The organism is Lactobacillus kimbladii (assembly GCF_000970755.1).
Lineage (GTDB): Bacteria > Bacillota > Bacilli > Lactobacillales > Lactobacillaceae > Lactobacillus > Lactobacillus kimbladii.
This window is the reverse complement of record NZ_KQ034006.1, coordinates 60,929-74,057: the sequence shown is the minus strand read 5'-3', so window position 1 is coordinate 74,057 and position 13,129 is coordinate 60,929. Positions and strand designations below refer to the sequence as shown.

Below are 13,129 nucleotides of genomic sequence, written 5' to 3'. Positions count from 1 at the left end.
CACCTAACTTTCTTGATGGCTTTCTTCCTCTACTAATTGGTGATCATAAACTTTAAAAAATGGATACCAGGTTGCTAAATAAACTATAAATAAAACAACATACCAAATTACAGCTCTTAAATCTTCTGTAATCATTACCGAAGAAAATGGAGCAGGAATTTGTCCAATTTGAATCATTTTTGAAGGAATATTTAGCCAGTGCAGTCTCATTACAATCCAAACAATTAATGGCCCAGTAATAGCATTAATCCATGTAGGTATCATTAATATTGGTGTCATAACAACAGGAGTCGAAAACATAATCGGTTCATTGATGTTAAAAATTGATGGAATAATACAGATTCTGCCAATGGCTTTTAAACGAGTAGACTTAGCAAATAGCATTAATATATTTAAAGTTAAAGTTGCTCCCATTCCTCCCATAGTAATTAGGGCAGTGGTGAACATTACTTCACTAGTAGAAATATTGGTTGCGGGTCTACCTGCAGCAACAGCCGCAATATTGGCAGTGATACCAGCCATAAATATTGGCGTTGAAACGGCATTAAACGACCATGAAGAAATTCCCAAAGTATATAGGAAAGTCGGTATCAAGCTTAATAGTAAGAATCCCGGTAGGGTCTGACCAAAACTTTGTAATGGACTGAAGACCAAATTGATTAACTTAAACGGATCAAGTTTATTCATAAAAACGATAATGCTGAATAAGGCAACATTCAGCAAAATAGGAATGATAGTATTAATCCATCCCACAACGAAATCTGGTATACTTGAACTTTCTAAAAGGTGTAGTTTGCCCCATAAATTAAAAATGATTGCTACCACTAAGCCTGTTAACATTCCTACTAGCAAACCGGTTGCCCCAAAGCGACTAAATTCAGCAGTAAAAATACCTTTAGCATCAATTCTAGGGTTAATTGCAATCAGGAAAGTGGCAACAGCTGTTAACCCAGCTGTTTGTAAGTATTGTGGATGATTTAGCTTTTCCATCGCCTCACTAGCAATTAGATATGAAATTAATATGCCGAGCATACCAAAAGTAAAATTAGAAATATTACTTAAATCTGGTAGTGCAGGAATATAAGAACGAAAAACGTTATAAAGAAAAATCAAAGATCCCGCTAAGATAAAAGGAATAATTTTTTGCATTGAATCTGCAATGGTTGCAACCCAAGGTCTATCTACAAATTTTTTCATTGAGGGTGCAACTTTATTAGACAGCCAATCAATGACACTATGCATAATTGTTTCCTCCTATTCTTTAAATAAAGAGTTTTGAATAAATTCAATTAACCCTTTTCCATCAATCATTCCATAAATTTTATCTGGAATGACTTCTACGGGAACATGATATGGTTGCGCTTGTTTCCGAAATGAGTCTAATTTTTGAGAATAATGCGGTCCAATCAGCAATCCATCAATAGAAGATAAAAATGATGAAACTTCTGTTTCACTTCGTGCTTCTATCTGATAATTCTTGCCAAGTTTTTTTGCTGCTTTGCGTGCACTAGTAGCTAAAAAACCACTGGACATTCCCATACCACAGACTAATAAAATCTTTTTCGTCTCAGACATGTTGAACCTCCTAAATCTTTCAAACTTGTTTGATCAACTTTATTATCCTAAGCTTCCGAAATTTATTCATCCTAAGCTTTTCCACTGTAGCGGAAATACTTTATTTCCTACACTGATGAAAAAGTAGAGTTGATGCCTATTTTCTTTAGCATAAAAATAACTAATATTGGGAGTCAGATTTACAGGGGGAGATTCATTATGCATGATAAACTAAGCGATCTAATAAGAATACTGTTAAAGTCAGAAAGCACCATAGTCAGCAAAGATTTAGCTAATCAGCTAAAAGTATCAGCAAGAACCATAAGAAATTATGTTCATGAAATTAATGGTTTAAGTGACAGTCAAATTATTTCTGCAAATAATACTGGATATTACATTACTGACAGACTTGCTGCCACAGAACTACTCCGAATAAAACAAGAAGTTGGATCACATATACCACAAAATAGCGAGGAAAGATTTACTTACATCATCCAAAAGCTTCTGCGAAACAGTTCTTTGGATTCATTCAGTTTAGCTAATGAACTTTATATTTCATATACGACATTAAAAAGAGCAATTAATTTTATTAATAAAAGGTTGAATCAGTGGCATTTAAAAATTGTATCCTCTCATGATCAATTATCTTTATCAGGGAAAGAATACAATAAGAGACAATTATTTAGTTACTCAATTTATCGCGAAAATACTGGCAATCTATTAAATAGTGCTTATTTAGAAAAGTCATTTGGCAAGGAAACAACTGATAAACTACAAACTATGATAGATCAAATTATCAAAAAATATGATCTGCAACTGAATGAGTTTTCTTATAACAATCTTTTGTTACATCTATTAATCCTTGTGTCTAGGCTATCTATTGGAAAGACAATTAATCAATCTTCTTCACCTGATCGAAGCAAAGTAGGAAAGTATACAATAGATTTGGCTAAATCAATCAAAAAAACATTTTCCGCCAATATATCTGCATCAGAAATTCAAGAAATAGATATTTTATTTAAATCAAATGCAAACTTATATTCAGAGATTTCTAATCAAAAATATTTTGATAAAGCATTTACTAAAAATATTCAATTGATTATTAGTAAAGTTTCTAATATGTATTTAGTAGACCTTAGTTCCGTTAAGTTTATCCAGCCTTTTTCTATCCATCTTTATAATCTTCTTTTTCGTCTAAAGCATCATCAAACCCTTCGTAATCCAATTAAAATTAATATAAGTAATAATTTCCCCCTAATCTATGACATTGCTACATATGTTGCATTCCAAATTAACAAAATTTGGCAAGTTAAAGTTTCTGAAGATGAAATTGCATTCATAGCACTTCATATTGGCGCAGAAATTGAAAGGCAGAAACACAATCCTGAAAAACTGAAAGCAGAGCTGATTGTTCCTACTTATTTAAATATCAGAGAACAAGTACACGATTTTTTTAGACGCAATTTCACTAAAGATATCACGATTGTAAAAGAAACTGATGAAACTGATAATAATAGTGACTTTAATTCTTACGACCTTATTTTTATAATTATGCTTCAAAATGAAAAGAGCCAGACAAATCAAAAATACATACAATTAAGTCCATTTAGCTTAAATAAACAAAAAGCAAAAATTCAAGCCGCAATAGATGAAGCATCTTTACAGAAAAAGAAAAACTTATTTAAAAAAAGGTCTCTGCCATTTTTTTCAAATGACTTATTTTGGAATATTGATACTAAAACCACGAAAGAAAAAATAACCAAAAAAATTTATTTGAAGATGAAGTCCTTAGGGATTGTTAATACAAGCTTTTATAGTGAAATTTTACAAAGAGAATCTATGGGATCAACTGCTTTTAATAAAATTGCTATCATTCACCCTATGAATTATAATTCTCCTCAAACAAAAGTTGCTGTTTTACTATCTCAACAAGGAATTGAATGGGATGACAAATTAGTTAACATGGTATTTATAATTTCAATTTCTGAAGAATATAAAGACGTATTTCGAAATATGTATGAAAACTTAATGGAGTTTCTTTCAGATGAAAAAACATTTGCCAAAGTTCTTAATGCCCAAAGTATTGATGAGTTTTACAAAGATCTATTATTATAAAATATAAAATCAATCAAAAAAGCGCTCCTGATAATTAGATTATATGTCTAACTATTTAGGAGCACTTTAATTATGGAAATTTAGTTACTTTTAAAGTCTTTAATTATAAATCAGCTAAATTCTTCTTCTTGGGTGCATCTTTAGGACTATCAGCGTCGTTTTCCTTATAACCAAAGAAGTAGGTCAAAGCAAAAGCAGCGACAATTGTCACAATGGAAGCGATCCAGAAGTTCAGCAGGTTATTAGGATTGCCTTGTCCAGCTTTAGGAACAAAGGATGGAAAACCAATCAAGCTACCAGTAAAACCATACATATCAACTTTAAGCAGACCGTTGACCAGGCCACCAATGGCAGCACCGAGGCTGGAAGTCATAAATACACGACCATACTTTAAGTTAACACCGTACATTGCCGGCTCAGTAATACCGACAGCAGCGGAAATAGCAGCACTTAAAGATAAGCCCTTTAGGTCAGGATTGTGCTTAGTCTTAAACCAAACTGCAAGGGCGCCAGCACCTTGTGCAATCATCGTTACTGAAACAATACCGTTTAAAATACTATGTCCCGTTGCAGCAATATCATTCGCAATAATTGGAACTACAGCCCAGTGCAGTCCGAAGATAACCAGTATCTGGTAAAGACCACCGATAATGAGACCGGAAAGTGCAGTGTTGACAGTTAAGAGCCATTGCAATACTTTGGCAATTCCCGTAGAAATAAATGAAATTACGGGACCAACAATAATTAAGACGGTCATCCCTACTAAAAAGATTTCTACTAGAGGAGTGAAAATTTGTCTTAATGTGACTGGCATCCACTTCTTAATCCACGGTTCAATCTTAGCAGCCATCCAAGCCGCAAAAATCATTGGGAAAATCGAATAAGTATATTGCGGAATATGAATTGGAATACCAAAGAAGTTGGCATTAATACCTACACCGGCTAGAAAATAACTGAATTTACCGCTGGCATATATTTTTACTAAATCAGGGTAAATCAGAAAGCCGCCAATAATAGAAACAACTACCGGATTAGAGCCTAATCTTTGAGCAGCAGTAAATCCAACAATTAAAGGCAAGAAGTAAAACGATGCATCCCCCATCGCATTAATAATAGTGTAAGTTGGAGAAGCCGTAGACATGTGGCAAAAGTTAGTCAAGATGTTAAGAATACCTTTTAACATACCACTGGCTGCCAGCAAACCAATTACAGGCATCATAGAACCGGTAATTACGCCTATTAACTGGAAGAAGCCATTTTTAATCTTGCCACCAAGAGATTGGTTAGCTGCTGGGGCTGGAGCAGCAGGTGCAGGCTCACCTTGTCCAGCATATTCAGGCCCGAGTAGCTTAATTAGTTCATCGTAAACATCTTCTACCGTTTGCCCAATAACTATTTGATATTGGTTATTAGCACGGGTAACATCTATTACACCTTTAATATTATTAACCTCGTCATCCTGCGGAATACTATCATCATTTAAGGTAAAGCGCAGACGGGTAAAGCAGTGCATAACGCTTTTAACATTATCAGCGCCACCAACCGCCTTAACAATTTCACGTGCCGTAGTTTGGTATTTATTTTCATTTTTGTTAGCTGCAGCTGGTGCTGCTTTAGCTTGTTTCAACGTGATAGTGGCTGCAATTTCACCAGCAGCTTTAGTGCCCAGAGCAAGATCGATACCAGCTAAAACATCAGCGGTATTAGTAATTGCCAAAATCACTGTATCATCTTTTTGGGCATCTTTAATCGCTTGCAGATCCATTGTCCCCAGTTGCTGGCCAGCTTTTACTTCAGAGCCAGCTGCCACTTGCAAATCAAACGGTTTGCCATCAAGTTCAACGGTATCTATACCTAGGTGAATCATCACTTCCACACCATCCGCAGTTTGCAAACCAAGTGCGTGCTTTGTTTCGGCAACCATTACCACCTTCCCAGTTACAGGCGAAACTATTTCTCCTGCGCTGGGTTTAACGGCAAATCCTTCACCTAGCTTCTTCTGAGAAAAAACCGGATCATTAACATCCTCCAGGTTAATGACCTCACCGGCAACAGGTGCCAGTATTTTAATCGTACTACTCATATTTTAGCCTCCAGAAAATTACAACATAAAAGGTCAGTCACATATACTGATAACGCTTTCCTTAAAATTATAGTTCTTGTATAGACAGGTGTCAATAAATTGCTTATTATGTTGTTGTAACAAAAATTTTTTTATTTTTTATTGGTCTAGACAGGTAAAAAATAAACGTAAGGTGGTATGATTAGTGTTAAAAGGTGGATAACTAATAATGAGAGCTAAATATTTACAAATAGCAGCGGATCTAACAAATAAAATAAAGCACAAACAATATGTTGTCGGTGATTTTTTACCGAGTGAGCCTGCTCTGTCAGAACTTTATAATGTTTCACGTGAAACAATTAGAAAAGCTTTAAACGAACTCTTAGATGCTGGCATAATTCAAAAAATAAAAGGAAAGGGCTCAGTAGTTATTAATGCAGCAAGGATTGCCTTCCCTATTTCTGATATTGAATCTTTTGACGAACTGAACAAGCAAAAGCAAATGCATGCTGCAACGAAAATATTGGCCTTAGAAGATGCCCAGATGCCTTTTATAATCCGTAAACATTTATCCTTAACAGAAACTGCCGCAACCTATGTAGCCCGTTTACGGTTAATTAATCAGGAGCCAATAGTAGTTGACGAAGATTATATTTTAAAAAAATATGTACCTGACATATCAGCTAGCCAGGCAAAAAGTTCTTTATACCACTATTTTGAACATGATTTAGGACTTGAAATTGATTATGCCACTAAAACTATTACTGTAGAACCGGCAAGTAAAAATGTAATGGCGCAGTTGCACCTTACCGATACTAACTTAGTGGTGGTAGTGCGTAGTTTAACTTATTTGAAAGATACATCTTTTTTTCAGTACACTATTTCGCAACACCGGCCTGATAAATTTAAATTTGTAGACTTCGCCCATAGAAAAGCTAAAAATGGAGGACTTATATTATGAGTTTAGCTGACAAAGTGATTTACCAAATATATCCCAAATCATTTTATGACAGCAATGGTGACGGGATCGGTGACTTAAGGGGAATTATCGCAAAAATCCCCTACTTAAAAAAACTAAATATCGATATGATTTGGTTTAATCCCTTTTTTGTGTCTCCTCAAAACGATAATGGCTATGACATCGCAAATTATTACGAAATTGATCCATTATTTGGCACAATGGCCGATTTCGAAGAATTAGTCGCAAAGCTAGCTCAAAACCATATTGGTGTGATGCTCGACATGGTTTTAAATCATTGTTCCACCGATCACATTTGGTTTAAAAAGGCGTTGGCTGGAGACGAATATTATCAAAAATTTTTCTACATTAGAAAGCCTAAAGCAGATGGCAGCTTACCTAACAATTGGACATCTAAGTTTGGTGGGCCAGCCTGGGCCCCATTTGGCAAAACCGGCAAGTATTACCTTCATTTATATGACAAAACTCAAGCTGACCTCGACTGGCATAATCCTGCAGTTAGGAAAGAACTATTTAAGGTCGTTAATTTTTGGCGTGACAAAGGGGTCAAAGGCTTTCGTTTTGACGTGATTAATGTTATTGGCAAAGATGAAAAACTCACTGATGCGCCTAAAAACACTGCTAGCAAGTTAATGTATACAGACCAGCCGATAGTGCACCAATACCTAAAAGAATTAAATCAAAAAACGTTTGGTCAGGAGCCAGATGCTATTACTGTGGGAGAAATGTCCTCAACAACTGTTGCCAATTCCGTTGCTTACACTAGAAAAGATAATCATGAATTATCAATGGTTTTCACATTTCATCATCTAAAAGTTGATTATCAAAATGGTCAGAAATGGACCAAAATACCTTTTGACTTTTCCGCTTTAAAAAATGCTCTTAATAACTGGCAGATTGGAATGAGTCAAGGTGGTGGCTGGAATGCCCTGTTTTGGAATAATCATGACCAGCCCTGGGCACTGAGCCGTTTTGGTGATCCTATTCATTTTCGGGAAAAATCCGCTGAAATGTTGGCTACCGTAATGCACCTATTACGCGGGACCCCTTATATTTATCAGGGCGAAGAAATTGGCATGATCAATCCCAATTACCAAAAGATTACGGACTATGTGGATGTCGAAACACTCAATGCCTATGATGAGCTTAAAAAGCAAGGCTTAAGTGACTCCAAAGCGCTGGCAATTATTCAGGCAAAGTCGCGCGATAATAGCAGAACGCCAATGCATTGGGATAACACCGTCAACGTCGGCTTTACTACTGGAACCCCTTGGCTAAAGCCAAAAGATCAAGAGCAAATTAACGTGGCGGCTGAACTTGATCATGGTGAAATTTTCCCATATTATCAAAAGCTGATTTACTTAAGAAAACATTACCCCATTATTGCTAAGGGAAGCTATGAACCCATTGACTTGGAACACCCACAAGTTTTTGCTTATTGCAGGCTTTACCGAGGACAAACCTTACTTGTAATTAACAACTTTTATGGGCAAAAAGCAACTTACGGTTTACCCGCTTCTTATCAAGGGCAAAAAGCACAAACTTTAATTAGCAACTACGATAAAAATTTTCAAGAAGTGCCTAAAACTTTAGCTTTACAGCCCTATGAATCACTGGCTTTATTAATATAGCTTAATGCAAAAAGAAAGACTGACCTGTCAGCCTTTCTTTTTATATTTTCTGTACTAGTTAAAGTCAAATTCGAATTCTTGAATGAACTTGATAAACTGATAAACAATTCTTTTTTTATTATCTTTCTGCGTAATGGCTACTAAATCAACTTGCGGCTCCCAATCAAGCGGAACATAAACAGAATTTTCATTCAAATGAGGATAGAGGCAGTACAGTCCAAAAGCAATGCCCTGTTCAGCTTTAATTAAAATGTTAAGAGCAGATAGATCATTAACATATGTAATATGCATTTGATTATTTATATGCATTACTTTATTTTGTAAATTAATTAGATCTTCTGCTGCCCAATTATTATCAAGAAAAAGCATTTTTTCATTTTGGAAGTCCTCTAATTCAAGTTTATTCTTCTGACATAAAGGATTCTTTTCAGGAACAATTGCCTTAAATGCCTCAGTCTCAATATGATAACTTTTTATATTATTTAAATCTGCTGCATCTCGTCTCGTAGTGATAACCACATCTATTTCTCCCGATAAGACTTGTTGCTTCAATTCGTTGTGATTCAAACTAATAATTGAAAACTTAGCTTTGGGATAAATTTGCTGAAAATTTTTAATCCAGATTGGAATGTACAAGTCGTTAAAAGGCGTATATGAATAGCCTATTATTATTTTATAATTATCAGCCAAATCTTTCTTTTGAATATCTTGTACAGCTGAATAATAGTTATTAATTATAGGTCTGATTTTTTTGTAAAAGGCTTTGCCATCTTGGGTAACATTTACATATCGTTTATTACGATTAAATAGTTTCACACCAATTTCATTTTCAATTGCCTTAATATCATGGGAAACCGTCGGTTGAGTCACATGAAGTGCTTTTGCTGTTCTAGTATAATTTCGAGTTTCAACTAAATTAATAAAAGTCTCTAATTTTTTTATATCCATTTTTCTTATAAATAATTTCTATTATTAATAACTGATATTGATTTCACTTATAAGTATAAATAAAATATACTAATTTCGAAAGCGATAACAATAAAATTAAAATTTTAGAGGTAAAACTATGAGTCAATATAGTGCAGAAGAAAAAGGTTTTCACGGCATAATTAAAGCTGTGATTGACGTTGATGAAAATAAAAACAAAATTAAGCAGATTTGGGCTGAAAATGTTACGCCCAATACAGTAGGAGCAGCAGGAATTGCAACTTGGCTGAAAAAAGCCAATGAAGAAAATTCTGCTGAAGTTGACGCAATTTCAGGCGCTTCAATTTCAACTGGTGCTTTAAGAAAGGCTGCTATCAAGGCTGCTAATGAAGCAGGAATAAAGACGAAAGCCAACGTAGATGCAGTTTCAGGTGCTTCGCAGCCTAATTCTCACACAAAAGAAAATGGTATTCCCGAGCTTGCAAATTATCCGTTACTTAAAGAAACAGTTACCGATTATGATGTAGACGAATATGACGGTGAATATGATTTAATTGTCGTAGGCTCCGGTGGTGCCGGTCTAGCCGCTGCTGCTACAGCCACAGAAAATCACGCTTCTGTGATGGTAATTGAAAAACAAGGCATCGCTGGTGGTACAACTAACTATTCCGGAGGTGTCATTCAAGCAGCGGGTACGGAATTACAAAAAGAATCTACTAAATATCAAAACGATACCCCTGAAAATCATGAGCAGGAATATTTAAAAGCAGGTGAAGGTCGTGTTTACCAAGATTTAGTACATGATTTTACTCAAAATTCTCCAAAAAATATTGAGTGGCTGGCCAATATGGGTATTAAATGGACGAATGTCTACGGACACACTGAGATTCCTTATGCTAAAGATCATTTTGCGGATCGGATTCATGTTTATGAAAATGGCGGTGCCAGTGGAAACGGTATTATTTTAACCCAACATCTCCTCAAATATGCCTTAAAACAAGGAGCAGAAATCACATATAACACTGCTGTGATAGGATTAATTACAGCTGGAGACGGCACTGAGCGCAAGGTTATTGGTGTTGTTAGTGAAGGAAAAGACCATCAGCTTAAATATCTAAAAGCAAGACGCGGCGTCATTTTAGCAACAGCCTCGATTGACCAAAATGTAGCATTAGCTAAAGACTTGAGTCCACAACATTATGATGATGTTAAAGCTCATCATTGTTGGTCTGTCTTAACAGATCAAGGTGACGGCATCGTGATGGGCATGGCAATTGGTGCAGCTGTTACCGGCTTTGGCGGAACAATTGACTTTGATGCCAGAACCGGCAATGGTACTGATGATCGCGTTCCTACAATTCCCTCAATTTTTGTTAATGGCAATGGCTTAAGATTTGTTAATGAAGATGCAACTTATGCTTATGAATTCCGGGCAATTTTTAACCAGGAAAAGCAACTAGACAAACCAACTTATCAGATTTTTGGTGCAGATTCTATTAATGAAAAAACTAGTCCATGGAACCCAGAATCATTAGAGAGCGATGTCAAAAGCGGTTTAGTAGTCAAAGCCGATTCACTCGAAGAATTAGCAGACAAAATTAATGTTCCTAAAGCAAACCTGGTTAACAGCGTTAATACTTGGAATAAAAATACCGCTAATGGCGCAGATCCCGAATACAACAGAACAAATGGTGTAAGACCATTTTCCGGACCTTACTACGCATACCGCAACACGCCAGGCAATTTAGGCGCTTTAGGTGGACTAAAGATTAATAAGAAATGCAACGTACTTGATGTTTATAATCAACCTATTACGGGTTTGTACGCAGCAGGACTCAATGCTGGCGGCTGGCTTGGTTCATACTACCCTGGTTCTGGGACAGCCATCGGTGGCATCGTTCATCAAGGCCGGCGTGCAGCAAGGTCAGTTTTAGGGTTAGAATAAAGGATTTTAAAAAATGCTAACAACACAAATTAACAATTTTAATTGGCAGGCTGATTTCGATGTTATAGTTATTGGTTTTGGAGGAGCAGGCGCTACTGCCGCAAGGTTTGCTGCTGACAACAATTGCAAAGTGCTTTTAACAGATGTTGCACCCGTTGGCCACGAAGGTGGTAATACTCGTTATTGTGGACAAATGATTGCAGGTACTAAAAGCAAATTTTCTTATCAAAAATACTATTCCAAAATGACGGCACCCTTTGATCTTAATCAAAAAATCATAGATACTTTTGTTGATGGCGTAGCTGATATGCCTAATTACTTAAAAAAATACCTTCATGTTGAACCTTTCAGCTTTTTAGCACATCCAGACAGACCAGCAGTTCAATCGGTCAAAGGAGATTTCCCTGATTATCCTGACTATCCGGGAGCTTCCGACTATGACTTATACACTGTACATGATGGGCAGCAAATTGAAGACGGAGCTTTGTGGAAAGTACTCAGAAATGAGGTCATGAAACGCCTTGATCATATTACCGTTTGGTATGAATCTCCGGCTATTCACTTAGTGCAAGACTCAACCGGCAAAGTCGTAGGAGCAGTAATCAATAGACATGGACAAGAAGTATATGTCCACGCCAAAAAAGGAGTTGTTCTCACAGCCGGCGGCTTTGAAAACGATCCTGAACGAATTCAGGATTACCTAGGCGTTCCTAAGATGGTACCAATGGGTACCTTATATAATAAGGGAGATTCTATCAATTTAAGTATTGAAGTTGGTGCTGATCAATGGCATACCAGTGTTTACAATGGCGGTGGTTTATATCATGGGTTGACTTATGCAGTTGCAAATGGCCAGCGCGGCATTTTATCATACACTTGGCCAGAACTATACACAGGCAGCATTTTCGTTGTAGGTAATGATGGCACACGTTACTTTGCAGAAGACCAGCATTCTAAAGCCGGCTATCTGTTTATTCATGGCTTTGGCAGACACCCATATCTGACTACACAATCTTGGATTATTTTTGACCAAAAGCAAAAAGCCAAATTGGAACAAATACAGGATAGTGCATTACAATCTGCTTTAAATAAAGCAATTGCAGCCTCCTCTGCTAGTGAACTTGCCGCAAAACTTAATTTTGATTCAACCATTTTTACTAACACAGTTAAGGACTTTAACGAACTTGCTAAATTAGGCAAGGATTATTCATTTAGCAGAAATGGCCAAACAATGACCCCACTTGCTGATGGACAAATATACGCAATTAAGTTGCAACCTGCAGCTTTAAACACTCAGGGTGGTCCACGCAGAAACGAAAAGGCTGAAGTTTTAAAGCCAGATGGTTCGGCAATCAAGGGCTTATATAGTGCTGGCGAAGCCGGTAGTATAACCACTAATCAATATCAAGCTGGTCAAGATGTTGCAGAGTTGTTGATATTTGGTAAAATTGCTGGAGAAAATGTCGCCCAAGAACCAGTAGAAAAAGCGGATAGTGTTGCTCCACTCGACCCTAAAATTCTAGCTAGTGATGAACAAACAGAAAATTACCAACTTGGTGCCAATCAGTTTCTGGGTAAAAGTGATCAAGGCATGGGAAATGAATTCGTAGTCAAAGTAACCATGGATAAAAATAACCAAAATATCCAAGATATCAATGTAATCAAACAAAGTGAAACTAAGGAAATTGGTCAAAAAATCATTAAACCTTTGCTTCACAACATTATTGAATCTAATTCAACCAATGTTGATGCGGTTTCTGGGGCTTCGCTGACTTCGAAAGCTGTTAAAAGCGCTGTAGATGATGCATTAGCAAAAATCAAATAATATAATTTCTTTATAAATTCTAAATATCAAAATAACCACTTTTACTTCAATTAAAAGTAAAGTGGTTATTTTGATATTAACTAGCAAGCAT

General features: G+C 36.1%; 9 protein-coding genes. 5 read left to right on the top strand and 4 right to left on the bottom strand.

The window, feature by feature from the left end; genetic code table 11:
- Positions 1-3: 3 nt before the first annotated feature.
- Complete coding sequence (locus JF75_RS00340; RefSeq protein WP_046331372.1) at positions 4-1,242, bottom strand: PTS sugar transporter subunit IIC; 1,239 nt, start codon at positions 1,240-1,242, stop codon at positions 4-6.
- Between the two features lie 12 nt (positions 1,243-1,254).
- Positions 1,255-1,575 carry a PTS sugar transporter subunit IIB gene (locus JF75_RS00335; protein ID WP_046331371.1) on the bottom strand — a complete coding sequence of 107 codons (321 nt, stop codon included), beginning with the start codon at positions 1,573-1,575 and terminating at the stop codon, positions 1,255-1,257.
- Positions 1,576-1,773: 198 nt separating this feature from the next.
- Here JF75_RS00335 and JF75_RS00330 point away from each other — a divergent pair, with 198 nt between their 5' ends.
- Entirely contained in the window at positions 1,774-3,669 is a 1,896-nt protein-coding gene (locus JF75_RS00330) for a BglG family transcription antiterminator (protein ID WP_046331370.1), read from the top strand.
- A 103-nt stretch (positions 3,670-3,772) separates the two neighbouring features.
- Here JF75_RS00330 and JF75_RS00325 read toward each other — a convergent pair whose 3' ends face one another.
- A complete protein-coding gene (locus JF75_RS00325) occupies positions 3,773-5,752 on the bottom strand; it encodes a PTS sugar transporter subunit IIABC (protein ID WP_046331369.1) in 1,980 nt (659 codons plus the stop codon).
- A gap of 208 nt (positions 5,753-5,960) precedes the next feature.
- Here JF75_RS00325 and treR point away from each other — a divergent pair, with 208 nt between their 5' ends.
- On the top strand, positions 5,961-6,692 hold the full coding sequence (gene treR / locus JF75_RS00320; protein WP_046331368.1) for a trehalose operon repressor: 732 nt from the start codon (positions 5,961-5,963) through the stop codon (positions 6,690-6,692).
- Positions 6,689-8,341 (top strand): alpha,alpha-phosphotrehalase, encoded by a 1,653-nt coding sequence (treC, locus tag JF75_RS00315; protein ID WP_046331367.1) that lies wholly within the window; start codon positions 6,689-6,691, stop codon positions 8,339-8,341. The genes treR and treC overlap by 4 nt, the downstream gene beginning before the upstream one ends.
- A gap of 54 nt (positions 8,342-8,395) precedes the next feature.
- On the opposite strand, the gene JF75_RS00310 is transcribed toward treC, so the two are convergent.
- Positions 8,396-9,289, bottom strand: a complete 894-nt coding sequence (locus JF75_RS00310; protein ID WP_046331366.1) for a LysR family transcriptional regulator — start codon at positions 9,287-9,289, stop codon at positions 8,396-8,398.
- Positions 9,290-9,407: 118 nt separating this feature from the next.
- On the opposite strand from JF75_RS00310, the gene JF75_RS00305 reads away from it, so the two are divergent.
- Together JF75_RS00305 and JF75_RS00300 are read left to right on the top strand one after the other, a co-directional pair.
- Positions 9,408-11,213 (top strand): FAD-dependent oxidoreductase, encoded by a 1,806-nt coding sequence (locus JF75_RS00305; RefSeq protein ID WP_046331365.1) that lies wholly within the window; start codon positions 9,408-9,410, stop codon positions 11,211-11,213.
- Positions 11,214-11,226: 13 nt separating this feature from the next.
- Positions 11,227-13,038, top strand: coding sequence for an FAD-binding protein (locus JF75_RS00300; protein WP_046331364.1), 1,812 nt, complete (start codon positions 11,227-11,229; stop codon positions 13,036-13,038).
- The last annotated feature ends 91 nt before the right edge of the window (positions 13,039-13,129 follow it).